At 65.6% G+C, this 24,195-nt stretch carries 20 protein-coding genes; 12 read left to right on the top strand and 8 right to left on the bottom strand.

Annotation, left to right across the window (positions count from 1 at the left end; genetic code table 11):
- Window positions 1-5: 5 nt before the first annotated feature.
- From LOY33_RS04735 to LOY33_RS04705, 7 genes are all read left to right on the top strand, one after another.
- Complete coding sequence (locus LOY33_RS04735) at window positions 6-974, top strand: ABC transporter ATP-binding protein (RefSeq protein ID WP_258661960.1); 969 nt, start codon at window positions 6-8, stop codon at window positions 972-974.
- Window positions 974-1,942, top strand: a complete 969-nt coding sequence (locus tag LOY33_RS04730) for a peptide ABC transporter ATP-binding protein (protein WP_043862495.1) — start codon at window positions 974-976, stop codon at window positions 1,940-1,942. The genes LOY33_RS04735 and LOY33_RS04730 overlap by 1 nt, the downstream gene beginning before the upstream one ends.
- A gap of 130 nt (window positions 1,943-2,072) precedes the next feature.
- Window positions 2,073-2,906 (top strand): nuclear transport factor 2 family protein, encoded by an 834-nt coding sequence (locus tag LOY33_RS04725; RefSeq protein WP_043862496.1) that lies wholly within the window; start codon window positions 2,073-2,075, stop codon window positions 2,904-2,906.
- Between the two features lie 38 nt (window positions 2,907-2,944).
- The gene (locus LOY33_RS04720) at window positions 2,945-4,351 is read left to right on the top strand and encodes an FAD-binding oxidoreductase (RefSeq protein ID WP_258661958.1); all 1,407 of its coding nucleotides are present in this window, start codon (window positions 2,945-2,947) and stop codon (window positions 4,349-4,351) included.
- 25 nt (window positions 4,352-4,376) lie between these two features.
- Window positions 4,377-4,718, top strand: a complete 342-nt coding sequence (locus LOY33_RS04715; RefSeq protein ID WP_043862498.1) for a cupin domain-containing protein — start codon at window positions 4,377-4,379, stop codon at window positions 4,716-4,718.
- Window positions 4,719-4,772: 54 nt separating this feature from the next.
- Window positions 4,773-5,852: a polyamine ABC transporter substrate-binding protein gene (locus LOY33_RS04710; RefSeq protein ID WP_258661956.1), complete on the top strand. Its 1,080-nt coding sequence runs from the start codon at window positions 4,773-4,775 to the stop codon at window positions 5,850-5,852.
- Between the two features lie 117 nt (window positions 5,853-5,969).
- Window positions 5,970-10,733: a dermonecrotic toxin domain-containing protein gene (locus LOY33_RS04705; RefSeq protein WP_258661954.1), complete on the top strand. Its 4,764-nt coding sequence runs from the start codon at window positions 5,970-5,972 to the stop codon at window positions 10,731-10,733.
- 54 nt (window positions 10,734-10,787) lie between these two features.
- Here LOY33_RS04705 and LOY33_RS04700 read toward each other — a convergent pair whose 3' ends face one another.
- Entirely contained in the window at window positions 10,788-12,371 is a 1,584-nt protein-coding gene (locus LOY33_RS04700; RefSeq protein WP_043862501.1) for a peptide chain release factor 3, read from the bottom strand.
- Window positions 12,372-12,713: 342 nt separating this feature from the next.
- On the opposite strand from LOY33_RS04700, the gene LOY33_RS04695 reads away from it, so the two are divergent.
- From LOY33_RS04695 to LOY33_RS04680, 4 genes are read left to right on the top strand one after another with little or no spacing between them, the layout of a single operon-like run.
- On the top strand, window positions 12,714-13,427 hold the full coding sequence (locus LOY33_RS04695) for an ABC transporter permease (protein ID WP_054916398.1): 714 nt from the start codon (window positions 12,714-12,716) through the stop codon (window positions 13,425-13,427).
- Window positions 13,428-13,441: 14 nt separating this feature from the next.
- Window positions 13,442-14,350: a glycine betaine ABC transporter substrate-binding protein gene (locus tag LOY33_RS04690; protein WP_088515319.1), complete on the top strand. Its 909-nt coding sequence runs from the start codon at window positions 13,442-13,444 to the stop codon at window positions 14,348-14,350.
- Window positions 14,347-15,000, top strand: a complete 654-nt coding sequence (locus tag LOY33_RS04685) for an ABC transporter permease (protein WP_043862504.1) — start codon at window positions 14,347-14,349, stop codon at window positions 14,998-15,000. Before LOY33_RS04690 ends, LOY33_RS04685 begins: the two co-directional genes overlap by 4 nt.
- Window positions 14,997-16,151 (top strand): betaine/proline/choline family ABC transporter ATP-binding protein, encoded by a 1,155-nt coding sequence (locus LOY33_RS04680; RefSeq protein ID WP_058541415.1) that lies wholly within the window; start codon window positions 14,997-14,999, stop codon window positions 16,149-16,151. The genes LOY33_RS04685 and LOY33_RS04680 overlap by 4 nt, the downstream gene beginning before the upstream one ends.
- 93 nt (window positions 16,152-16,244) lie before the next feature.
- On the opposite strand, the gene LOY33_RS04675 is transcribed toward LOY33_RS04680, so the two are convergent.
- From LOY33_RS04675 to LOY33_RS04665, 3 genes are all read right to left on the bottom strand, one after another.
- Window positions 16,245-18,671 carry a TonB-dependent receptor gene (locus LOY33_RS04675; RefSeq protein WP_043862506.1) on the bottom strand — a complete coding sequence of 809 codons (2,427 nt, stop codon included), beginning with the start codon at window positions 18,669-18,671 and terminating at the stop codon, window positions 16,245-16,247.
- Between the two features lie 107 nt (window positions 18,672-18,778).
- Window positions 18,779-19,753, bottom strand: coding sequence for a FecR family protein (locus tag LOY33_RS04670; protein ID WP_054916402.1), 975 nt, complete (start codon window positions 19,751-19,753; stop codon window positions 18,779-18,781).
- 17 nt (window positions 19,754-19,770) lie between these two features.
- A complete protein-coding gene (locus LOY33_RS04665) occupies window positions 19,771-20,259 on the bottom strand; it encodes an RNA polymerase sigma factor (protein WP_043862508.1) in 489 nt (162 codons plus the stop codon).
- A gap of 620 nt (window positions 20,260-20,879) precedes the next feature.
- On the opposite strand from LOY33_RS04665, the gene LOY33_RS04660 reads away from it, so the two are divergent.
- Window positions 20,880-22,043, top strand: coding sequence for a type III PLP-dependent enzyme (locus LOY33_RS04660; RefSeq protein ID WP_043862509.1), 1,164 nt, complete (start codon window positions 20,880-20,882; stop codon window positions 22,041-22,043).
- A gap of 66 nt (window positions 22,044-22,109) precedes the next feature.
- On the opposite strand, the gene LOY33_RS04655 is transcribed toward LOY33_RS04660, so the two are convergent.
- From LOY33_RS04655 to LOY33_RS04640, 4 genes are all read right to left on the bottom strand, one after another.
- Window positions 22,110-22,247 carry a hypothetical protein gene (locus tag LOY33_RS04655; RefSeq protein ID WP_258661942.1) on the bottom strand — a complete coding sequence of 46 codons (138 nt, stop codon included), beginning with the start codon at window positions 22,245-22,247 and terminating at the stop codon, window positions 22,110-22,112.
- The gene (locus tag LOY33_RS04650) at window positions 22,235-22,588 is read right to left on the bottom strand and encodes a hypothetical protein (RefSeq protein ID WP_258661940.1); all 354 of its coding nucleotides are present in this window, start codon (window positions 22,586-22,588) and stop codon (window positions 22,235-22,237) included. Before LOY33_RS04650 ends, LOY33_RS04655 begins: the two co-directional genes overlap by 13 nt.
- Window positions 22,589-22,699: 111 nt before the next feature.
- On the bottom strand, window positions 22,700-23,482 hold the full coding sequence (locus LOY33_RS04645) for a tetratricopeptide repeat protein (RefSeq protein ID WP_213606972.1): 783 nt from the start codon (window positions 23,480-23,482) through the stop codon (window positions 22,700-22,702).
- Between the two features lie 3 nt (window positions 23,483-23,485).
- Entirely contained in the window at window positions 23,486-24,166 is a 681-nt protein-coding gene (locus LOY33_RS04640; protein ID WP_043862512.1) for a Fe2+-dependent dioxygenase, read from the bottom strand.
- Window positions 24,167-24,195: the final 29 nt, after the last annotated feature.

Genomic DNA, 24,195 nt, shown 5'->3' with positions numbered 1-24,195 from the left:
AGCCCATGTCACTTCTACACATCAAGAACCTGAGCGTGCGCTTCGGCGACGCCTCGGCGGTACCGGTGGTCGACGGCCTCGACCTGAACGTGGAAAAGGGCGAGGTGCTGGCGATTGTCGGCGAGTCCGGCTCGGGCAAGTCGGTGACCATGATGGCGCTGATGGGCCTGATCGACGCCCCCGGGCGCATCACCGCCGACGCCTTGACTTTCAACGGCAGCGACATGCTCACCCTGAGCGGCCGGCAGCGGCGCAAGCTGGTCGGCAAGGACATGGCGATGGTCTTCCAGGACCCCATGACCGCACTCAACCCCAGCTACACCGTGGGTTTCCAGATCGAGGAGGTGCTGCGCCAGCACCTGGGGCTGCGCGGCAAGGCGGCGCGCCAGCGTGCCCTGGAGCTGCTGAAGAAGGTCGAGATCCCGGCCCCGGAAAGCCGCCTGGATGCCTACCCCCACCAACTCTCCGGCGGCATGAGCCAGCGCGTGGCAATCGCCATGGCGATTGCCGGCGAACCCAAGCTGCTGATCGCCGACGAGCCCACCACGGCGCTGGACGTGACCATTCAGGCGCAGATCATGGAGCTGCTGCTCAACCTGCAGAAAGAGCAGGACATGGCGCTGATCCTGATTACCCACGACCTTGCCGTGGTGGCCGAAACCGCCCGCCGCGTGTGCGTGATGTATGCCGGCCAGGCAGTGGAAGTCGGCCAGGTGCCCGAGCTGTTCGAGGTGCCTGCGCACCCCTACAGCGAAGCCCTGCTGGCAGCGATCCCCGAGCACAGCGAAGGCGCCGAGCGCCTGGCGACCCTGCCCGGCATCGTGCCCGGACGCTACGACCGGCCCCACGGCTGCCTGCTGTCGCCGCGCTGCCCCTACGTGCAGGACCACTGCCGCCAGCAACGTCCGAGCCTGGACCCCAAGGCCCACAGCCTGGCCCGCTGCTTCTACCCGCTCAACCAGGAGGTGGCGTGATGAGCGTCGTACTGACCGCCCGTGACCTCACCCGTCATTACGAAGTGTCCCTGGGCCTGTTCAAGGGCCATGCCCTGGTACGCGCCCTCAATGGGGTGTCGTTCGAACTGGAGGCCGGCAAGACCCTGGCCGTGGTCGGCGAATCCGGCTGCGGCAAGTCGACCCTGGCCCGCGCCCTGACCCTGATCGAGGAACCGTCGTCGGGCTCGTTGCAGATCGCCGGGCAGGAGGTGGCCGGTGCCAGCAAGCAGCAGCGCCGGCAACTGCGCCGCGATGTGCAGATGGTGTTCCAGAGCCCCTATGCCTCGCTCAACCCGCGCCAGAAGGTCGGTGACCAACTGGCCGAGCCGCTGCTGATCAACACCCGGCTGTCCAGGGCCGAACGCCGCGAAAAGGTGCAGGCGATGATGCAGCAGGTGGGCCTGCGGCCCGAGCACTACCAGCGCTACCCGCACATGTTCTCCGGTGGCCAGCGCCAGCGCATCGCCCTGGCGCGGGCCATGATGCTGCAACCCAAGGTGCTGGTGGCGGACGAGCCGACCTCGGCGCTGGACGTGTCGATCCAGGCGCAGGTGCTGAACCTGTTCATGGATTTGCAAAAGGAGTTCAACACCGCCTACGTGTTCATCTCGCACAACCTGGCGGTGGTGCGGCATGTGGCCGACCAGGTGCTGGTGATGTACCTGGGGCGCCCGGCGGAAATGGGGCCCAAGGAGGATATCTATGCCAGGCCTTTGCACCCTTACACCCAGGCCCTGCTGTCGGCGACCCCGACCATTCACCCCGACCCGCTCAAGCCAAAGATCAGGATCGTGGGCGAGTTGCCCAACCCGCTGAACCCACCGCCGGGGTGCGCGTTCCACAAGCGTTGCCCGTATGCCACCGAGCGCTGTGCCAGTGAAGAGCCGGCGTTCCGGCCGGTGGGTACACGGCAGGTGGCATGCCACTATGCGGAGCAGTTTCTCTAGAACCGCTGCGCCAGCAATCGCGGGTCGAGCCCGCTCCCACACGGATCACTGCTGTCCTTGTGGGAGCGGGCTTGACCCGCGATAGGGCCCTGCAGGTATTCTGCTTTCCTACCTCCAATGAGCCAGCCCCATGGCCGCACACCCGATCCCCGACGGCCCCGAACACACCGCCGAAACCGCCGCCACCGTGCTGCGCTACCACCTGTGCTGGAAACACCGCGACCTCGACGGCGTGATGGCGCTCTATCACCCCGACATCCAGTACAACGACTTCTTCCAGAACCGCGTACTGCACCTGGCCGAGCTGCGCGAATACGTGGCCGCCAGCATGCCGCGCCAGGACGGCGAGGACATCGTGCACAGCGACCGCATCCGCACCGACGGCTGCACCGCCTTCATCCAGTACCAGGTAACGCTGCGCGGCGGCGACGGCATCACCGCGTTTCGTGCCAGCGAGGCCATCACCGTGCGCGACGGCCTGATCTGGCAGGTCAACGAATACGCCTCGCTGGTGCGCGAGCCTTCACGCCACACCGGCCACCCCAGCCTGCGCCCGGCCACCAGCCGCCTGGGCCTGTCACCGCGCCAGCTGAGCTTCATGGCCCAGGACCTGCAGCACTACTTCACCCGTCGCCAGCCCTATCTGGACCCGCAACTGGACCTGCAACAGGTCGCCCGCGAGTGCGGCTACAGCCGCAACCAGATCTCCTACCTGCTCAACCAGGTGCTGGGCCAGAGCTTCTACCGCTACGTCAACCAGGCCCGCCTGCAGCATCTGCTGGCTGAACTGGAACGCGCAGGCCCGGCGCCCAAGGTCGATGACCTGGCCTTCGCCGCCGGCTTCAATTCACTGTCGGCGTTCTACAAGTGCTTTCGCCAGCACACCGGCCTGTCGCCCAAGGCCTACGTGCAACAGATTTCTCTGCGGACACGCACGCAAGACAATCCGCCCGCCCAGCCCTAGCATCGGCCCACACCGTTACGGATGTGGAGCCGAACACAATGCAGGCATGGCGCAGTATCAGCCTTTGGATGGACCAGCTTGACGAGCCGCTGATCGCGCGCCCGGCGTTGCGCCAGGACCTGGACGTGGATGTATGCATCATCGGCGCCGGCTACACGGGCCTGTGGAGCGCCTACTACCTCAAGCGCCAGGCACCGCACCTGAACATCGCCATCGTCGAGGCCAACATCGCAGGCTTCGGCGCCTCGGGGCGTAACGGCGGCTGGCTGATGGGCAACCTGCTGGGCGAAGACCGCCTGCTGGCCGATTGCTCCCCCGAACAGCGCCGCGACGCCTATGACCTGCTGCACGGCATCCCCGACGAAGTGGAAACGGTGCTCGAGCGCGAAGGCATCCACTGCGACTACCGCAAGGGCGGCGCCCTTTATTGCGCGGCGCGCTACCCCGAGCAGGAAGCGAGCCTGCGCAGTTACCTGAAAAAGCGCTACCGGCAGGGCCTGAACGAGGCCGAGTATCGCTGGCTGAGCCCGGTCGAGCTGGCCGCGCAGCTGCGCATCGCCAAGCCCTATGGGGCGATCTACACGCCGAACGTGGCCACCGTGCACCCGGCCAAACTGGTGCGCGGCCTGGCCCGGGCCGTCGAGCGTCTGGGGGTGAAGCTCTACGAGAACAGCCCGGTCATCGACTGGCACAAGGGTCAGGTACGCACCGCCCAGGCACAGGTGCGCTGCCAGTGGGTGGTGCCGGCGGTGGAAGGCTATGCCGTCGGGCTGCCGCCGCTGGGTCGCTATCAGTTGCCGGTACAGAGCCTGCTGGTGGCCACCGAGCCGCTGCCTGAGCAGGTGTGGGAGCAGATCGGGCTGAACGCCGGTCAGGCCTTCAGCGAAAACAGCCGCCAGGTCACCTACGGCCAGCGCAGTGCCGACAACCGCCTGGTGTTCGGCGCCCGCGGCGGCTATCGCTTCGCCGGGCGCCTGCGCGAAGACTTCACCCTCAGCGACAGCGAAATCGGCCTGCGCCGCTACCTGTTCGGCGAGCTGTTTCCGCAGCTCAAGAACGTCGACATCACCCACGCCTGGGGCGGCAACCTGGGCATGGCGCGGCGCTTTCGCCCGCACATGCTGTGCGATGCCGAGCAGGGAATCGCCCTGGCCGGTGGCTATGGCGGCGAAGGCGTGGGCGCCAGCAACCTGGGCGGGCGCACCGTGGCGGCGCTGATCCTGGGCCAACGCAACGCACTCACCGCCCAGCCCTGGGTACACCCCGCGGCGCGCCTGAACAGCCTGGCGCGCTGGGAGCCCGAGCCGTGCCGCTGGCTCGGCTACAACGCGATCATCAAGAGCTTCGTCCACGAAGACCAGACCCTCGCCAACCCGGCCAGCGCCCCCTGGCGCCGGCGCCTGGCCAGCGGTGTGGCGGACTTCATGGAAAGCCTGATGCACTGACTTCCCCCTGCACAGGACCACCGGCATGCGCATTACCCAGTTCAAGCACACCCATAGCGTCGCTCTCGAACAGTCAAACCCGGTGGCCGTGCCCCTGGGCGAGCCGGTGGCGGTCACCTCGGTGACCTGCGTGGAGCGCAACGACGGCGTCGAAACCGGCATCTGGGAATGTACCCCGGGTCGCTGGCGGCGCCAGATCGAGCAGCAGGAGTTCTGCCACTTCATCAAGGGCCGCTGCACCTTCACCCCCGACGGCGGCGAGCCGCTGACCATAGAAGCCGGCGACGCACTGATGTTGCCGGCCAACAGCACCGGTATCTGGGATATCCACGAGACCGTGCGCAAGACCTACGTATTGATTTTCTGATCCTTTGATCGCCTGCCTCCTTCGACAAAAACAGACCAAGCAAGGAATCCGGACATGCGCCCATTGCTCTTCGCCCCGCTGTTGCTGGCCGCCTCCATCGCCCAGGCGGCCGACTCGGTAAAAATCTACAACTGGTCCAGCTACATCGCCCCCGACACCCTGAAGAACTTCCAGGCCGCCAGCGGCATCGTGCCCACCTATGACGTGTTCGACAGCAACGAAACCCTCGACGGCAAGCTGATGACCGGCAATTCGGGCTACGACGTGGTGTTCCCCTCCAACCACTTCATGGCCCGGCAGATCCAGGGCAAGGCGCTCAAGGCGCTGGACAAGCGCCAGTTGCCCAACTGGAAGAACCTCAACCCGGTGCTGCTCAAGGCGCTGGAAGTCAACGACCCGGGCAACCGCTACGGCTTCCCCTACCTGTGGGGCAGCACCGGCATCGGCTACAACATCGACAAGGTCAAGGCGGCGCTGGGCGAGAATGCCCCGGTGGACTCCTGGGACCTGATCTTCAAGCCCGAGAACATCAGCAAGCTCAAGAGCTGCGGTGTAGCGATCCTCGACAACGGCCCCGAACTGCTGCCGATCGCGCTCAACTACCTGGGCCTGCCGCACCACAGCCAGGACCCGGCCGACTACGAGAAGGCCAAGGCCCTGCTGATGAAGGTGCGCCCGTACATCAGCTACTTCCACTCCTCCAAGTACACCGGCGACCTGGCCAACGGCGATATCTGCGTGGTGGTGGGCTTCTCCGGCGACGTGCTGCAGGCCAGAAACCGTGCAGAAGAGGCCAGAAACGGGGTGAAGGTGGGCTATGAGATTCCCAGGGACGGCGCGCCGATGTGGTTCGACATGGTCGCCATGCCCGCCGATGCCCCGGACGAAAAGGCCGGCTATGCCTACATGAACTACCTGTTGCAACCCGAGGTGATGGCCGACATCAGCAACCATGTGCAGTACGCCAACGGCAACCAGGCAGCCGACCGCCTGGTGGACCCGGCGCTCAAGGCCAACAGCATGATCTACCCGACCGATGCCATGCTCGGCAAGCTGTTCGCCCTGCAGGCCATGCCGGCCAAGATCGACCGCCTGCGCACCCGCATCTGGACCAGCATCAAGGCCGGCAACTGAACCACCCTGCAATAGATACCACCCTCGGCCTGTGTGCCCCGGCAGCCTGAAGCCCTTGCCGGGGCAACAGCGCAGCCCGCCCGTTGCCCGGCGCCCACCCACTGCCGAGCCCACACCATGCCCTTGAAGACCCTGCCGTACTTTCACCGCATTGCGCTGCGCCAGCGCTTTGCCGATCACCTGGCACAGGCCCGAGACAGCCTCGATGACGAGGAGCATCGCTGGCTGCAAGGCTGGCTGCAGGCGCCAGGGCCCGACGCGCCGCGAATCGACCGCCTGAGCGCGATCACCGCCAGCGCCCACGCCAACGAACTGACCGCCAGCCTGCTGCTGAGCCGCAGCACGCACCCCCGTGTTTTTTTCTACCACCCGTTGCTGGGGCTGCTGCGCTTCGAAGACCGTACCCAGCTCAAGCACCACCTCGTTGAACTGCTGAGCAGCGGCCACCCGCACGTACTGCTGCACTACATCGCCCCCAGGGATCGCCTGCTGGCAGGCCAGGGCGGCATCGTGGATATTCAGGTCGAACGGCTGGAGGACGAGGTGTTCGAGTACCTGATGCTGGTCATCGCCGCTCGCCAGGGCCAGGCGCTGGGCGAGCTGCAGCAGCAGGTACTGGGCCAGCCGCCAGCCGACTCGTTGTGGGAGCAGGCCCTGGCCACCACCACCGCTACCGCTGCAGCGGCGCCGCAGCGCCTGGCGGCGGCACGCGACTGCCAACGGCAACTGCACCGGTACTGGCATACCGCCAAGGCCGGCAGCGACACGCCGGCCCGGCAACTGGCCCGCCTGATGGGCGCGGGCGTGCGCGAGGCGATCACGTGCCAGGCCTGGGCCGGCGCCCTTGCCGAAACCGACCACGCAGCGCTGCTGCAATGGCTGGACACCGAGGCCCTCTCGCCCCTGCAAGCGTTCAGCCTCAACGTCACCACCGCGCAAGGCCACAGCCAACTGCTCGAGGGCGTGCTCGTGCTCGACACCCGTGCCGGCCCGGTGTTCACCTGGTGTGCTGCACGCGGGCTGGAGCGCCATGCCAGCAAGCGGGCGTTGTTATCGTCGCTGACCGACCCCCGGTTGCGCGACAGCTGGCGCCCGGTGGTCAGCCCATCGCGGCAGAGCCAACTGGGCGCCTTGCGCATCAGCGCCCTGCACCTGCAACCGCTGGCCGCCCCCGCACTGGACAGCTGGGTTGGCCAGGTGCTGAGCGCCCAGCAACAGGACATCGAAACACAACTGCGCCCTGACAGCGGCCAGGACGGTTATCAGGCATGCCGCCAGGCGCTGGACCTCGACAGTCGACTGGCCGGCGAACTCGCGCGCCTGGGCACCTCGCCCCACGCCCACGACAGCCCGGCCACCCTGGCCCGGCTGCAAGCGTCGACACAGGCAGCCGGCGCTGACCTGGAGGAACTGAACCGGCTGGTGAGCGCACTGACCGGCCACGCGCAGGCACTGTTCGAAGAGGTACCAGGCCTGGAGACGGTGACTGCGGCAGGGCTCGACCAGGCCCTTGCCGCAGTGCTGGACAAGGGCCCGCCAGTGCTCCAGGTACGCCTGGGCCAGCCCGGCGCCGGGCGCACGTGGCTGAGCCTGGCCGAACTGGTGTGGCAGCGGCTCGGCGGTATCGGCACCTCGCTGGATGAACGCTGGCTGGTCAGCGGCCCGGTGGTGGCCGAACAGCCTGTGGCCTTGCCTGCGCTCGACCTGGCGCTGGCCCGACAGGCTGTCGCACAGGTCGCCGATGCCACCGCCAGCCAACTGGCAAGCGCCCTGACGCAGTATCAAGCGCAGCGACGCACGTACCTCAAGCACCTGTGGCAGCTGGCCCTGACCCTCGAGTACCGCCTGCTCGACCACGACAGCCTGCTGCCAGCCCCGGCACGCGCGCTGATTCACGCCGCCCTGTTTCCGGCGCCCTCGCCGGCAGCGCCGGCCTGGGCCTGGCAACTGGCCCTGGACCAGGCGCCCAGCAGCGAGGCCCTGCTGCTGACCCGCCAGCCGCTCGAGGCACAGCCCGATCTGTGGCTGCTGTGGACCCTCGACCAGGGCTTTGCCGCATTCACCTCGCGCCTTGCGCTGGAGCAGGCCGTCGCAGCGCGCTACCCCGCCGCGCAACGCTTTCAATGGCTGGCGCTGGCAGGCGCGCCTGCGCACCACCTGCAAAGCTGGCAGGCCGAACACGACGTGGCCGCAACGCGGCGCGCCTTCGACCGGCTCACCCGGCGCGGCCTGCCTGCCGCACACCTGCCCGACCTGCTGCGCAGCACGCTCGACACGCCTGGCACGCTGCGCTACCTGCAGCGTCTGCAGCGCCTGGCCAGTGCCCGGCGCCTGCGTGCCCAACTGCCTGACTGGCTGGCGCAGGCCGCCCCCACCGAACAGTACGGCTACCTGCAGGTTCTGGGGCGCAACCTGCTGCAAAGCCCGTCACCACAGGACTACCTGTTCGACATCCCGGCGGTGACCGACTATGCCCGCCAACGGGTTCAGGCCCGCCTGGACCAGGACTTCGCGGCCGGCCGCTACCCTGCCGACCAGCTGTTGATCACCACCACGCGCTGGGTCACCGCGTTGCCGCCCACCGGCGAGGTCCCCACAGGCGAAGCGGCCGCCAGCATCCAGCATCGCCAGACCCTGGTCGACTACGCGCTCAACCATTACCGCGACTGGGACCACGCCATCACCGCAATCACGCTCGAGGGCGACATGACCGTGCCTGCGCGCATCGATGCCGCCTACCTGCGGGCGCTGGTGCGCGAACTGGACCTGGGTCAAGGCTATCGCCAGCTGCTGGCCGAGCAACTGGACCGCAACCATGCGAGCTACCCCAGGCGCCTGCGGCTGTTCTGCCGGCAATTGCCGGGGCAACTGCTGGAGGCGGCGTGGCGCGCCCGGCTCCAGGGGCAACTGGACGCAGCCGACGTCGAGTGCATCCGCGCCGTCGTCGAGCAGCCCGACGCCACCGCCCGTGACCAGCTGCCAGCCCCCGCCGCACAACTGGTGCCCCTGGAACTGATCGCCGACAGCGGCCTGCCCCCCGATACCGTGCCCGGGGTGTACCTGTTCATGTACGCCAGCCCCGCGCCCGGCCCTGTGGTGATGTACACGCCGTACCAGGCCGGCGGTCTGTTCCAGGCCTTCAGCAGTTCGGCCGACCTGCTGCAGCAGCTTCGCAGCGTGCCAACCCTGCAGGCCCGGATACTGGCCTGCATGCCCGACACGATGCGCCCGCGCTACGACCACGGTGGGTTCACCGAGGCCCACCTGCCCTACAGCGCCGAATTCGATTTCGAGCTGCCCCTGTATGCCCAGCAGCCGGTGACCCTGGCCTGGCGCCCGGTGCATGGCAACGCCCTGCAGTACCTGTTCGAGACCAATGCAGCGCTGCTGCAGGGCATGGCCCATACGCAACTGGTGAGTACCGCCGAAGCCCGCTGGGCCACCCTGAAAGAGGTACTCGGGCTGCTCTGGAGCCAACTGACCCTGTTCATCCCCGGCCGCATCGGCCTGCTGCTGGCCGCGTGGCAGGGCGAACTGTCGCTGCTGCAATTGGCCGAGCGCCCCTCGGGCGACTGGGCGCAGGCCTTGTCGGAACTGACCTGCACCCTGGTGCAGGGCCTGCTGGCCGGGCATGGCGTGCGCGAACAGGGCCCTGGCGCGCTGCCGGCCGACGAAGGCGAATTCTGGCGGCGCCTGGGGCAGGCGTCGCACCAGCGGCTGTCCGCCTACGAAGTGCCGCAGCAGTCCCTCGATGGCCTGGCCAGCCGCGAGCAGATCTATACCGACGTCGATGGCCAGACGCAGTTCGCCTGCCTGGAGGGCAAGGTGTACGGCGTTCGCCAGCTGGACCAGCGCTGGCACCTGAGTGCGCCGGACATCGACGAACCAGGGCCACGCCTGCGCAGCGAAGGCAACGGCCGCTGGCAGATCGACCCGCAGCAGGCCATACCCGTGCTAAGTGGTGGCATCATCGGCAGGCTGGGCGGGTGGGCCTCGCGTCAGGTGATGGCCGGCAACGATATCGTCATCCGGGCCGTGGGCATGCGCCAGATCCAGCGACTCATGCCGGCCCGTGCGCGCATGCTGCGCCAGGCACACCGCACGGCGCTCGACTACCTGGGCATCTGCCTGGACAACCTGCAGCAGGCCAGCCCGGTGCAACGCATGCCGGCACAGACCCGCACGATCCTCAGCGATTTCTTCGGCGTCGAACCCGACGAAGCGCTGCTGCAGCGCGTACGTGAACCGGTGGAAAAACTCTTCGAACTGATGACCTCGCAGGACTACTCGGTCGCCACGTCCAGGCGCTACATCCTGGCCAGCAATATCGGCAACTACACCGGCATCGCCTTCACCTCGCCCCATGACCCGCTCCGGCAACTGTTTCTGCTGGACGCCTATTTCGACGTCAGCTACCTGGGCAGGCTCCAGCTCAGGCCCGAGCTGTCCTGGCAGGAAGCCGATGCCATTGCGCGTGCCAACTGCCTGCTGCACGAGTTCTCGCATATCGCCTATGACACACGCGACATGCGCTACCTGGATGCCTCGCTGGCATTTGCCGACCTGCTCATGCCCGGCGAGCAGCAGGATTGGCTCAGGCGCCAGCACGACGAGGCGTTCTCTCACCGTTCACCGGCCCGGCGCCTGTTCGTGGTGCGCTCACGCGACGGTACCCGACGCGACATCACCCGTGACGACAACAAGGGCCTGAGCCTGATCCTCAAGATCGCCGACACCCATGATCTGGCGGTCGCGCGCCAGCGCTTTCTGGACGATGCGGTGGTGCGCTCGCGAATCATGCTCAAGAACGCCGACTCGCTGACCCTGCTGGTCTACCGCCTGGGCCAGGCAAGCCATCGCCCACCGGCGGCGGGGGGCTGAAACGAAAACGCCCGCGCAGCCAGGGGGCTGCGCGGGCGTGGGGTGTGCGAAAACTCAGTGGTGTTCGCGGGTGGCGCGGAATTTCACGTCCGGCCAGCGTTCTTCCATCAGCGCCAGGTTGACCCGGGTCGGCGCCAGGTAGGTCAGGTGACCGCCACCGTCGATGGCCAGGTTTTCCACGGCCTTGTTGCTGAATTCCTCGAGTTTCTTCTTGTCGTCGCAGCTGATCCAGCGCGCCGACCACACGGTGATCGGCTCGTAGCCGCACTCGACCTTGTACTCTTCCTTCAGGCGGCTGGCGACCACGTCGAACTGCAGCACACCCACGGCGCCGAGGATGATGTCGTTGCTGCGCTCGGGGAAGAACACCTGGGTGGCGCCCTCTTCGGCCAGTTGCTGCAGGCCCTGGCGCAGCTGCTTGGACTTGAGCGGGTCCTTCAGGCGCACGCGGCGGAACAGCTCAGGGGCGAAGTGCGGAATACCAGTGAAGCCCAGGCTCTCGCCCTCGGTGAAGGTGTCGCCGATCTGGATGGTGCCGTGGTTGTGCAGGCCGATGATGTCGCCGGCGAACGCCTCTTCGAGCTGCTCGCGCTCGGACGAGAAGAACGTCAGGGCGTCGCCGATGCGCAGGTCCTTGCCGGTGCGCACGTGGCGCATCTTCATGCCCTTCTCGTACTTGCCCGAGCAGATGCGCATGAACGCGATGCGGTCGCGGTGCTTGGGGTCCATGTTCGCCTGGATCTTGAACACGAAGCCGCTGAACTTCTCTTCGGTCGGCTCCACGGTGCGCTCATGGGCCACACGTGGCAGCGGACGAGGCGCCCAGTCGACCACCGCGTCGAGCACATGGTCGACACCGAAGTTGCCCAGCGCGGTACCGAAGAACACCGGGGTCAGCTGGCCGTTGATGAACTCGTCCTGGTCGAACTCATGGCAGGCGCCCTGCACCAGTTCCAGTTGCTCGATGAAGCGCTCGTACTCGTCACCCAGGTGGGCGCGGGCTTCGTCCGAGTCGAGCTTCTCGATGATCTTCACCTCGGTACGCTCGTGGCCGTGGCCCGGGGTGTACACGATGATGTAGTCACCGGCCAGGTGGTACACGCCCTTGAAGTCGCGGTAGCAGCCGATCGGCCAGGTGATCGGCGCGGCCTTGATCTTGAGAACCGCCTCGATCTCGTCGAGCAGCTCGATCGGGTCGCGGATATCGCGGTCGAGTTTGTTGATGAAGCTGACGATGGGCGTGTCACGCAGACGGCACACGTCCATCAGGGCGATGGTACGTGGCTCTACGCCCTTGCCGCCGTCGAGCACCATCAGCGCCGAGTCCACTGCGGTCAGGGTGCGGTAGGTGTCTTCGGAGAAGTCTTCGTGGCCGGGGGTATCGAGCAGGTTGACCATATGGTCGCGATACGGGAACTGCATCACCGAGGTGGTGATGGAGATGCCGCGCTGCTTTTCCATTTCCATCCAGTCGGAGGTGGCATGGCGGTCGGACTTTCGCGATTTCACCGTACCGGCGACGGCAATCGCCTTGCCCATCAGCAGCAGCTTCTCGGTGATGGTGGTCTTACCCGCATCGGGGTGGGAAATAATGGCGAAGGTGCGGCGTTTCGCGACTTCGGCGGCCTGGTTGGTCATGGGAAATCGCCTGACTGGAGATTCAAAAAAGGGCGGCGATTATAGCTCAAACTCACCCCCTAACTGAACCACTGGGTCGATCTGCGCTGGCCAAATGCCGCTCCGGATGGGAACCTTTGCGACTGCGGAGACGTCCACTGCCCTGTTACGAGATGTTACGTATACGGTTTTCAACCGTTCGTCAGGGTGGGTTTCATCGGCAACATGCGCCTGACGAGGCTGCGCTCATGGCGTGTTCCGCTCTACCGGAGCGACCCGCTGCTTATCGCGATCACACTGCCTGCTGCCTGGACCGGCAGCCGCCACGGGAGTGTGCCCGCCGACAAAAAAAGGAGTCCGCCTGTGGCTAAACGCTATGGCAAGGGGCTGATGGGATGGGCCGCCGCGCTCGTCATCCTGGCCCTGCTGATCCACTGGATCGGCATCGATACGATCGCGCACTACCGCGCCGATCTGTGGTTCTACCTGCAAGCGCACCTGATGCTGGTGGCGTGCTCGATGGTGGCGGCGCTGGCCGTGGGTATCCCCGCCGGCATTGCCTTGAGTCGACCGCACCGGGTCGACCGCGCCGAACGCTTCATGCAGATCTTCAACATTGGCAACACCGTTCCCCCCCTGGCCGTTCTGGCCATCGCCCTGAGCTTTCTGGGCATCGGCGCAGGCCCGGCAATCTTCGCGCTGTTCCTCGCCTCCCTGCTGCCCATCGTGCGCAACACCTACGAAGGCCTGAAAAACGTCCCCGCCTCGCTCAAGGAAGCCGCCACCGGCATCGGCATGACCCCGCGTCAGACGCTGTGGCGGGTCGAGCTGCCCAATGCGGTACCGATCATCGTCGGCGGCGTTCGAGTGGCACTGGCAATCAACGTGGGTACCGCGCCGCTGTCGTTCCTGATCGGCGCCAACAGCCTGGGCAGCCTGATCTTCCCCGGCATCGCCCTTAACAACCAGCCGCAACTGTTGCTGGGCGCCGCCACCACGGCCTTGCTCGCCCTGCTGCTCGATGCGCTGGTCAGCCAATGCAGTCGCCGCTGGCTCGAACGCGGCCTGGCCAACTAAGCGAAGGAACCCCCATGAAAAGAATCGCCTTGTTGCTGGGCGCGGCCCTGCTGTTCGCAGGATTCGCCCAGGCCGCCGACAAACCCCTGATCCGCCTCGGCGCGCGGGTGTTCACCGAACAGACCGTGCTGGCCGAAATCACCGCGCAGTACCTGCGCAGCCACGGCTTCGACGTGCGCATCACCGGCGGCCTGGGCAGCACCCTGGCGCGCAGCGCGCAGGAAAGCGGCCAACTGGACATGGTGTGGGAATACACCGGCGTGTCGCTGGTGTCCTACAACCATATCGACGAACGCATGGACAGCGCCGAGGCCACCTACGCCCGGGTCAAGCAGCTGGACGCGAAGAAGGGCCTGGTGTGGCTGGCACCCTCGAAGTTCAGCAACACCTATGCCCTGGCGCTGCCGCGCAACATCGCCGAGCAGTACCCGCAGGTCAACAGCATCAGCCAGCTCAATCAGGTGCTGCGCGACGAGCCCGACCGCAGCCATGTACTGGCGCTGGACACCGAGTTCGCCAACCGCCCCGACGGCCTGGTGGGCCTGACCCAGACCTACGACCTGCAGTTCACCCGCCGCGACATCCGCCAGATGGACGCCGGGCTGGTGTACACCGCGCTGCGCAACGGCCAGGTGTTCAGCGGGCTGGTGTACACCACCGACGGGCGCCTGAGCGCCTTCGACCTCAAGCTGCTGGACGACGACCTGCATTACTTCCCCGACTACACCGCCGCCCCGGTGGTGCGCCAGGCCGTGCTCGACGCCCATCCGCAACTGGCCGGGCTGCTCAAGCCGCTGGCCGAGCAACTGGATGACGAGACCATGCGCCAGCTCAATGCCAAGGTGGACGTCGAGCACCAGAGCCCGAGCAAAGTCGCCGCCGCCTACCTGCGCCAGCATCCACCTGCCGAGGAGCAACCATGAGTCTGCTTGATACCTTCGCCCACCTGGACTGGGCCCAGGTGCTGCAACTGACCTGGGAGCACATCACCCTGGTCGGCATCGCGGTCACCCTGGCCATTCTGATCGGCGTACCGCTGGGCATCCTGATGACCCGCTTTCCGGTGCTTGCCGGGCCTCTGCAGGCCAGCGCCACGGTGCTGCTGACCGTGCCGTCGATCGCCCTGTTCGGCCTGCTGCTGCCGTTCTATTCCAAGTTCGGCCAGGGCCTGGGCCCGCTGCCGGCGATCACCGCGGTGTTTCTGTACTCACTGCTGCCGATTCTGCGCAACACCTACCTGGCGCTGACCAACGTCGAGCCCGGCATACGCGAAGCCGCCCGCGGCATCGGCATGACCTTCGGCCAGCGCCTGCGCATGGTCGAGCTGCCGATTGCGGTACCGGTGATTCTGGCTGGTGTACGCACCGCCGTGGTGATGAACATCGGCGTGATGACCATTGCCGCGACCATCGGTGCCGGTGGCCTTGGCGTACTTATCCTGACCTCCATCAGCCGCAGCGACATGTCGATGCTGCTGGTCGGCGCCGTGCTGGTGAGCCTGCTGGCCATCTTCGCCGACCTGCTGCTGCAAGCCCTGCAACGCTCGCTGACTCCAAAAGGACTGCTCAAATGATCGAACTTCAGAACCTGTGCAAGACCTTCCACAGCAACGGCAAGGACGTAAAGGCCGTCGACTCGGTAAGCCTGACGGTCAACGAAGGCGAGATCTGCGTGTTCCTCGGCCCGTCCGGATGCGGCAAGAGCACCACCCTCAAGATGATCAACCGCCTGATCGCGCCCACCTCGGGCAAGGTGCTGATCAATGGCGAAGACACCACCGACCTGGACGCGGTGACGCTGCGTCGCACCATCGGCTATGTGATCCAGCAGATCGGCCTGTTCCCCAACATGACCATCGAGGAGAACATCACCGTGGTGCCGCGCCTGCTCGGTTGGGACAAGCACAAGTGCCACGAGCGGGCCCGCGAGCTGATGAGCATGATCAAGCTCGAGCCCAAGCAGTACCTGCACCGCTACCCGCGTGAACTGTCCGGTGGCCAGCAGCAGCGTATCGGCGTGATCCGCGCGCTGGCGGCGGATGCGCCGCTGCTGCTGATGGACGAGCCGTTCGGTGCGGTCGACCCGATCAACCGCGAGATGATCCAGAACGAGTTCTTCGAGATGCAGCGTGCATTGAACAAGACCGTGATCATGGTCAGCCACGACATCGACGAGGCGATCAAGCTGGGCGACAAGATCGCCATCTTCCGCGCCGGCAAGCTGATCCAGATCGACCACCCCGACACCTTGCTGGCGCACCCGGCAGATGACTTCGTGAGCAACTTCGTGGGCCAGGACAGCACCCTCAAGCGCCTGCTGCTGGTGCGTGCCGAGGATGCGGCGGACAACGCGCCATCGGTGAGCCCCGAGACGTCGGTGGCCGATGCGCTGGAGCTGATGGACGAACATGACCGTCGCTACGTGGTGGTCACCGATGGCCAGAACAAGGCGATGGGCTATGTGCGCCGGCGCGACCTGCACCGTCAGCAGGGCACCTGCGCGGACTTCCTGCGCACGTTCAACGCCACCGCCGCGCATGACGAGCACCTGCGCATCCTGCTGTCGCGCATGTACGAGTTCAACCGTTCGTGGTTGCCGGTGCTGGACGCCGAGAACGTGTTCCTGGGCGAGGTCACCCAGGAATCGATTGCCGCGTACCTGAGTTCGGGGCGTTCGCGGGGCATGAAGACCAGCATCGTGTCGCCGGCTGAGGCGGTGGCCTGAATAGCTCCACCGCGATCTACTGCCGAACAGACAAGGCTGACAACGCCGGTCCGGCAGGCCATGGCCTGTGTGATCGGCGTAGCGAAGGCGTTGTCAGAACCCTACACTGGCCTGCACATAGAACGTGCGCGGCTCGCCCAGGTAGATCCCCGAATTGTTGTCGCTGGAACGGGTGAAGAACTGCTTGTCGAAGATGTTCTTCACCCCCGCCGCCAGCTTCAGGTTCGACAGCTGCGCACCAAAGTCATACCCGCCCCGCGCACTCCAGGTCACATACCCCGGAATGTCGCCATACTGCCCATCAGCCGTCGGTTCGGTGATGTAGTCGCCGGTGAAGGCACCTTTGCTGGTCATGCCGGTACCCGGAGCACGCTGTTTGGATTGCGCATAGGCGTCCACATTCCAGGTCCAGCGGTCCACCTGGTAACGCAGCCCGGCATTGGCGATCTGGCGTGAGTAGAACGGCAGGTCGCGCCCTTCGAAGCCCGGGATCGCCCCTTCATAGGTGGCGCGGGTGTAGGTGAAGCCGGCGTTCGCACTCAAGCCCTGCAGACGCGGGTCCAGCCCTGCCAGGTCGTAGTGCATCGAGGCCTCGATGCCCTGGTGCTTGGTCGCACCCAGGTTGGTCCAGCCCACGTCGTTGCTGATGTACTGCAGCTCGTCATCGAAGTCGATGTAGAACGCGGTCAGCTCGCCGCCCCAGTTGCCGTTGTCATAGCGCGTGCCGATCTCGTAGGTCTTGGCCTTCTCGGCCTGCAGGCCGTTGGCGGTCTGGTCGCCCTGCCCGCCCTGGCCCAGCTGGAAGTACTGCAGGCTGCCGAACGAGGTCTCGTAGTTGGCGAACAGCTTCCACGCATCGGACAGGTGATACATCACACTCAATGCCGGCAGCGGTTCGTTGCTGGTCACGCTGCGGCTCTTGGCAACCACCGGCTTGTTGCCCAGGCCCATGACCGGGCGATCGTTCCAGTCGGTGTTGATGTGCTCGAAACGCACGCCCGGGGTGATGGTCCAGTTGCCCACGTCGATCTTGTTGTCGATGTAGTAGGCGCTGGCCTCGGTGCCGCCGGTACGGTCCTGGTACACGTGGCCGTCGGATTCCGGGGTCACGGTGGGCACGTTGTCGATCAGCGCCAGGCGCGTGGCCTGCTCGTGCATGGCTTCCTTGAGGTAGCGATAACCGACGCTGACCTCCTGGGTGGCCGGGCCGGTGACGAACACACGCGACAGGCGCGGCTCGACGGCAAAGGTATGGTAGCTGCGCGGGTACGACGACAGCGTCTGCTGGTCGCGCGCGGCAATGCTGCTGCCACGGAAGCTGTCGGTGTAGTAGGTCTGCACCTCGAACTGGGTTACGTCGTCGATCTGGCGCAGGTACTTGAGCGAGACATCCTTGCGCCGACCGGTGAAGTTGTCGTGGTCGCGGTCGGACTGGTAGGGGTTCTTGTCGAACTGGGCCTGGGTCAGGCCGCCGGGCATGTCGGCCTTTCCATCGTAGTAATGGAAGTTCAGCGACAGCTCGTCACGGTCGGTCAGCGCCCAGTGGGTCTTGAACAGCACGTCGTCGATGTCGTTGCTGTTGTTGCTGCTGCGGTAGCCATTGCCCTTGACCCCGGAGTACAGCAACGCCGCACCCAGGCCATTGTCGGCGGTGCCGCCAAGGAAGGCCGACTCGATGTGCTTCCAGCCGCCATGACGCGAGGTCTGGATCGTGGTGCCCAGCTCGCCGGTGGCCTTCTCGGGGATGGCTCGGGTGACGAAGTTGATCACCCCGCCGACGTTCTGCGGCCCATAGCGCACCGAGCCTGCGCCGCGCACCACGTCGATGCTGTCCAGGTTGCCCGAGGAAATCGGCGCCATCGACAACTGCGGCTGGCCATACGGGGCGAATGCGGCGGGAATGCCGTCGATCAGCACCGTGGAACGCGGCGACAGGCGCGAGGTGAGCCCGCGCACGCCTACGTTCAGCGCGATGTCGCTGCCGCCGGTGCCGTTGGAGTCCTGCACCTGCACACCCGGCACCCCGCGCAGCACGTCGCGCACGCTCAGCGCGCCCTGCTCGACCATGGCTTCACGGCGTACCACGGTGCGCGCACCGGGGTGGTTCTGTACCACGCTTTCCTGGGCGTCGCCCAGCCAGTCGCCGACCATGCTGATGTCGGTAGGCGCCAGCTCCAGGGTGCCGGGCGCCGTGCTCACTGGCTGCGCCGCGTGCAGCACCACGGTGCCCTGGGAAATCTCGTAGGTCAGCCCGCTGCCCTGCAGCAGGGCCTGCAGCGCCTGTTCGGGGGCCAGGTTGCCGGACACCGCCGGGGCCTGCTTGCCGGCCACCAGGTCGGGGCTGAAGAACAGTTGCAGCGATGTCTGCCGGCCCAGCTGGCCCAGTGCCGCGGCCAGCGGCTGGGCCTGGATCTGGATGCTGGTGGGTGCCGAATCGGCGTAGCTGTTGGCGATGCCGCCGCTGACGGCCAATGCCAGTGCCAGCGGCAGCCAGCGTTTGGAAACCTTGTTGTTGTTCACGTCGTCGAGAAGTCCTGAGGGTCAGAAAATCGGCCACCGCCTGCGAATGAAAATGCTTGGCAGTTGCAGTTGGGCAGGAAGACGAACAACGGGAAAAAAACCTGAATCTATTTTGCGATTATTTCTTGCGAGCCATCGGCATGGGCCTTGATGGCCACCGGCAGGATGCTGGGCAAGGCGCGCAGCAGGGCGTCGGTGTCATCGGTGCTGAAGCTGCTGCTGAGGCGCAGCGCCGCCGTTTTGCCGGGAGCCACGCGCAGCGGGTGTTCGCGGTAGCGCGAGACCTCGCGCACCACCTCGCCCAGCGGCACATCGTTGAACACCAGTTTGCCGCCGCGCCAGGCGGTCAACGCGGCGGCGTCCACCGTATAGGGCGCTGCCACCGCGCCATGGGCATCGATGTGCGAACCGAGGCCGGCGCTCAGCAGCGCCTGCCCCTGGCCGTCGCCCTGCACGCGCACCGAACCCTGCTCGACCGCCACGCGGGTCTGCTCGCTGTCGCGGCGCACATCGAAGCGCGTACCGGTGACCGTGACCTTGCCATGGCCGGTGCTGACCACGAAGGGGCGGGCCGTATCATGGGCAACGCTGAACATCACCTCGCCCTGCTCCAGACGAATGTCCCGCTGCCCGGCACTGAAACTCACCTGCACCCGCGTGCGGCCGTTGAGCTCCAGGCGCGAGCCATCGGGCAGGTCGAGCTGGCGACGCTCGCCCAGGCCGGTCTGCATCTGGCCCTGGTAATTGAGCTGGTGCTGCTGCCAGCCGAACCAGCCAAGCCCTGCCGCGACCGCCACCACACTGGCTGCCAGGGCCTGGCGCAACAGGCGTCGACGCGGCAGCTGGCGTACCGGGTCGGGCGCACACAAGGCCTGCAGGCGCTCGCGCGGCAGCAGGTCGGCCGCGCCCCACAGGCGCCCGAGCAGGTCGTATTCATATTTGTGCTGGGGGTGCTGCGCCAGCCAGGCATGCAGTTGCGCCTGCTGCTGGGGCGTCAGGGGCGCATCGCGGCCACGGGCGAACCATTCGGCGGCCTGGTCGCGCACGGCGTCATCGCCGCAGGGGCATGTGCCCTGATTCATGAAAACATTTGCCTGACTCATCTCGTTGACACATCCAGGTGCTCACGCAGATGCCGGAGCGTGCGGATCATATACTTTTCGACCATGTTCTTGGTCAAGCCCATGCGCTCGGCGATCTCGGCCTGGGTCAGGCCTTCGAGCTTCTGCCAGATGAACACCTTGCGGCAGTTGAGCGGCAACTCGGCCAGGGCGCGTTCCACGCTGTCGGCCAGCTCCAGTGCATGCACATAGGCCTCGGGGTCATCGCCCGGGGTGGGCGACAGGTCCAGCCCTTCCTGCTCCAGGGCCTGGCGCCGGTCTTCGCGCCGGTAGCCGTCCACGGCAATGTTGCGTGCCGTCTGGTGCAGATAGGCGCGCGGCTGCTCGACTGGCAGGGCGGGGTTTTCCAGCACCCGCACAAAGGCATCGTGCGCGAGGTCCTCGGCCTGCTGACGACTGCGCAGCTTGCGTGTCCAGGTGCCGATCAGCTCATGGTAGTGATCGAGGAAGCCTTTGTGTCGAGACACGGTGCGGGGGTCGTCGCTAGGCGGGAGGGAGGTTGCGAATAGTAATGTTTCTTATTAAACCCGGCAATCACCGCCGAGCGATTGCCCTGCAACAGCGCCCATGCGAGCGGCTAAAAATATGCACACACGCCCCGCTGTGAACGGTGCCCGTGCCCTGCCCGTTCAAGCTGTTTGCGTGCGCTTGCCCAACCTTTTGGGGCCATCGTCGCCGAAGTTGACGCCATCGTTGTTTTAGCTGAGTTGGCCTGCAAAAGCTGCGAACGTGCGGGTATTTTTAACGCTTCGCAAAACTTCGGGAACATCTGCCTGTCATCCGGGTCGGTTAAAACGAGGGGTGTCTGCAACGTGCGTCAGCGTAGCGAAAAAACGCGAGATTTTTTGTTGATCTTGAATCCTTCAGGTCCTAAAGTTCGCGCCGAGCGTCCATGCTGGAAACGATCCATCCGGCTCAAGTACTGACGACGAGACAGCAAGGTCACCCGCTGCGCAGCTTCTGCGACCCGGTTGACCTTTTTGCTTTCGGCGACATGCCTTGGGAAGTAGGCGAACCAAAGTGGGGATACGGAGGGCGCTCAGTTGCAGCCACTTATTCATTCAGTTTGCCCATGGAGTCCCCCAGCATGTCGATCCAGGTCGAAGACTACTTCGCACGCGATACCTTCAACAAAATGAAGGCGTTCGCCGACAAGCAAGAAACCCCGTTCGTGCTCATCGACACGGCCATGATCAGCAAGGCCTATGACGACCTGCGCGCCGGTTTCGAATTCGCCAAGGTGTACTACGCGGTCAAGGCCAACCCTGCGGTCGAAATCATCGACCTGCTCAAGGACAAGGGCTCGAACTTCGACATCGCCTCGATCTACGAGCTGGACAAGGTGATGGCCCGCGGCATCGGCCCGGAGCGCATCAGCTACGGCAACACCATCAAGAAATCCAAGGACATCCGCTACTTCTACGAGAAGGGCGTGCGCCTGTACGCCACCGACTCCGAAGCCGACCTGCGCAATATCGCCAAGGCAGCACCGGGCTCGAAAGTGTATGTACGCATCCTTACCGAAGGCTCCACCACCGCCGACTGGCCGCTGTCGCGCAAGTTCGGCTGCCAGACCGACATGGCCATGGACCTGCTGATCCTGGCCCGCGACCTGGGCCTGGTGCCTTACGGCATCTCCTTCCACGTGGGTTCGCAGCAGCGCGACATCAGCGTGTGGGATGCGGCCATCGCCAAGGTCAAGGTGATCTTCGAGCGCCTGAAGGAAGAAGACGGCATCGTGCTCAAGCTGATCAACATGGGTGGCGGCTTTCCGGCCAACTACATCACCCGTACCAACAGCCTGGAAACCTACGCCGAAGAGATCATTCGCTTTCTCAAGGAAGACTTCGGCGACGACCTGCCGGAAATCATCCTGGAGCCTGGCCGCTCGCTGATTGCCAACGCCGGCATCCTGGTCAGCGAAGTGGTGCTGGTGGCGCGCAAGTCGCGTACCGCCGTGGAGCGTTGGGTATACACCGACGTGGGCAAGTTCTCCGGCCTGATCGAAACCATGGACGAGTCGATCAAGTTCCCGATCTGGACCGAGAAGAAAGGCGAGATGGAAGAGGTGGTGATCGCCGGCCCGACCTGCGACAGCGCCGACATCATGTACGAACACTACAAGTACGGCCTGCCGCTGAACCTGGCCATCGGTGACCGCCTGTACTGGCTGTCGACCGGCGCCTACACCACCAGCTACAGCGCGGTGGAGTTCAACGGCTTTCCGCCGCTGAAGGCGTACTACCTGTAACCACGGGTCAGTTGCACACGAAAGGCGACGGTTGCAACCGTCGCCTTTTTTCATGGGCCCACGCGGTCAGCTCAGCACACGCAGTACATGTGCCTCGAACTCGAGGTTCTCCCCGCTGATCACATTCAGGTAATCCATGCCGTCGGAGTGACGGTAGTTGCCGATGCTGCACTCGTAGGTGTCATAGAGCTTCAGTCGCAGCACGTCATGGTCGCCCCACTCCCCCATGGGCTTGACCAGCCAGGGCTCGCTGGTACCCCCGGGAACAGGCCCACATAGTGATTGAAGTTCTTGCCCACCGCCGCGCCCCGATAGAACCCGGTATCCGAAGAGCTGGAGATGTTGTAGGTAATGCGCCGGTCGGTGTGGGAGACGTAGTCGAAACGAAAATTGACCGGCTTGATGAGCCGGGTGTCGGTCATCACCTGCAACCAGCCATCGTTGTCGATGCCGCCTTCGACCAGGCTGATACCGATACGGCCCTTGTGGCCCGGCGTCACCGAGTAGAGGCTGGCGATGAATGAGAAATTCCAGGTGTCACTCATGGGGACCCCCTGCGCAGGCAAGGCCCGGGTGACTGGCAAGACGGTGGTTGCTGTTCATGGTCGATCTTCCTTGAGAAGCATGGGAGTGATCGAGCATAGAAAGGCGGCAGGCTAAACCCGAGAGTGAAGGCTTTCCGTGGCCTGCCGCGACACCTGCTCCAGACGCTGCCGATAGGCCCCCGCCATCGCCTGGATCTGCGGCTGCTCGGCCTGCTCCAGGCTGGCCACTGCAGCACGCAGGAAGTTGCCGTTACCCTGCTCCAGGGCCTTTTGCAGCCACACCAGCGACTGCTCCATGTGGCCTTGCTCGGCGAGGATCGCCGCATGGCTGAACTGCCCGCGAAAATCGCCGGCCTCGGCAGAAAGACGATACCAGTGCATGGCGGCGTGCCGGTCGGCCGCGCAGGCCAGCCCCTGCTCCAGGTAACGTCCCAGCAGGTTCATCGACTTGGCGTGGCCGGCGTGGGCGGCCTGCTGATACAGGTGCAGGGCCGCAGCATGGTCCTGGCCCACACCCCGCCCCGTGGCCAGCAGGTTGGCCAGGTTGTACTGACCCCAGTCCAGCCCTGCGGCAGCGGCCGCACGGTAGTGAGCGGCCGCCGCCGCCAGGTCGGCCTGCCCTCCCCACCCATGCTCCAGGCAGCGCCCGAGCATGTTGTGCCCCATCGAACTGCCCTGGCGGGCGGCAATGCCGAACCAGGTCCGCGCCAGTGCCGGGTCCTGCTCGATGCCACGCCCGTCGAGCAGGATCTGCCCCAGCAGCAGCTGTGCCTCGACAACGTTCTGCGCGGCAGCCGCCAGCAGGGCCTGGGCCGCCTTGCCCGGACTGTGTTCGATGAGTTGATGCAACTGGTCGATATCGACCTGTTCTTCGCGACGCAGGCTGAAGGTCACGGCTCAGACCTCTGCCCAGCGGCGCAGCAGGTTGTGGTAGGTGCCGGTGAGCTGAATCAGCGACGGGTGGTCGGGCACATCCACCGTGAGCTGCTGGATGGCGTTGTCCATCTCGAACAGCAAGGCCCGCTGGCTGTCCTCGCGCACCATGCTCTGGGTCCAGAAAAACGCCGCATAGCGCGCCCCACGGGTTACCGGGTTGACCTTGTGCAGGCTGGTGCCGGGGTACAGCACCATGTCGCCTGCCGCCAGTTTGACCTGCTGCAGGCCATAGGTGTCCTGGATCTCCAGCTCGCCACCGTCGTATTCGTCGGGGTCGCTGAAGAACAGTGTCGACGACAGGTCGGTACGTACCCGCTCATGGCTGCCGCGCGGCTGGCGAATGGCGTTGTCGATGTGAAAGCCGAAGCTGCCCCCTTCGCGGTAGCAGTTGACCAGCGGCGGGAACACCTTGAACGGCAGCGCCGCCGACATGAAGCGCGGGTTGCTCCACAGGCGCTCGATCATCGCGCTGCCGATTTCCTTGGCCAGCGGGTGCGCCTCGGGCAGCTGCAGGTTGTGCTTGGCCTTGGCCGACTGGTAGCCCGCGGTGATCTTGCCGTCGGCCCAATCGGCCTGCTCCAGCGCCTGGCGAATACGCTGCACTTCTTCGCGGGTGAACAGGCCGGGAATGTGTAAAAGCATGGCGCAGGCACCAGGGGTCGGCTAAAGGG

The organism is Pseudomonas sp. B21-036, assembly GCF_024748925.1.
Classification (GTDB): Bacteria; Pseudomonadota; Gammaproteobacteria; order Pseudomonadales; family Pseudomonadaceae; genus Aquipseudomonas; species Aquipseudomonas palmensis.
Note: the sequence above shows the minus strand (reverse complement) of the source record. Positions and strands in the feature narration are given on the sequence as shown.

What these genes read in the sequence shown, in the direction of transcription:
- LOY33_RS04735 (WP_258661960.1), top strand. Translation starts at nt 6, where the DNA reads ATGTCACTTCTACACATCAAGAACCTGAGCGTGCGCTTCGGCGACGCC.
- LOY33_RS04730 (WP_043862495.1), top strand. Translation starts at nt 974, where the DNA reads ATGAGCGTCGTACTGACCGCCCGTGACCTCACCCGTCATTACGAAGTG.
- LOY33_RS04725 (WP_043862496.1), top strand. Translation starts at nt 2,073, where the DNA reads ATGGCCGCACACCCGATCCCCGACGGCCCCGAACACACCGCCGAAACC.
- LOY33_RS04720 (WP_258661958.1), top strand. Translation starts at nt 2,945, where the DNA reads ATGCAGGCATGGCGCAGTATCAGCCTTTGGATGGACCAGCTTGACGAG.
- LOY33_RS04715 (WP_043862498.1), top strand. Translation starts at nt 4,377, where the DNA reads ATGCGCATTACCCAGTTCAAGCACACCCATAGCGTCGCTCTCGAACAG.
- LOY33_RS04710 (WP_258661956.1), top strand. Translation starts at nt 4,773, where the DNA reads ATGCGCCCATTGCTCTTCGCCCCGCTGTTGCTGGCCGCCTCCATCGCC.
- LOY33_RS04705 (WP_258661954.1), top strand. Translation starts at nt 5,970, where the DNA reads ATGCCCTTGAAGACCCTGCCGTACTTTCACCGCATTGCGCTGCGCCAG.
- LOY33_RS04700 (WP_043862501.1), bottom strand. Translation starts at nt 12,371, where the DNA reads ATGACCAACCAGGCCGCCGAAGTCGCGAAACGCCGCACCTTCGCCATT.
- LOY33_RS04690 (WP_088515319.1), top strand. Translation starts at nt 13,442, where the DNA reads ATGAAAAGAATCGCCTTGTTGCTGGGCGCGGCCCTGCTGTTCGCAGGA.
- LOY33_RS04685 (WP_043862504.1), top strand. Translation starts at nt 14,347, where the DNA reads ATGAGTCTGCTTGATACCTTCGCCCACCTGGACTGGGCCCAGGTGCTG.
- LOY33_RS04680 (WP_058541415.1), top strand. Translation starts at nt 14,997, where the DNA reads ATGATCGAACTTCAGAACCTGTGCAAGACCTTCCACAGCAACGGCAAG.
- LOY33_RS04670 (WP_054916402.1), bottom strand. Translation starts at nt 19,753, where the DNA reads ATGAATCAGGGCACATGCCCCTGCGGCGATGACGCCGTGCGCGACCAG.
- LOY33_RS04660 (WP_043862509.1), top strand. Translation starts at nt 20,880, where the DNA reads ATGTCGATCCAGGTCGAAGACTACTTCGCACGCGATACCTTCAACAAA.
- LOY33_RS04650 (WP_258661940.1), bottom strand. Translation starts at nt 22,588, where the DNA reads ATGAGTGACACCTGGAATTTCTCATTCATCGCCAGCCTCTACTCGGTG.
- LOY33_RS04640 (WP_043862512.1), bottom strand. Translation starts at nt 24,166, where the DNA reads ATGCTTTTACACATTCCCGGCCTGTTCACCCGCGAAGAAGTGCAGCGT.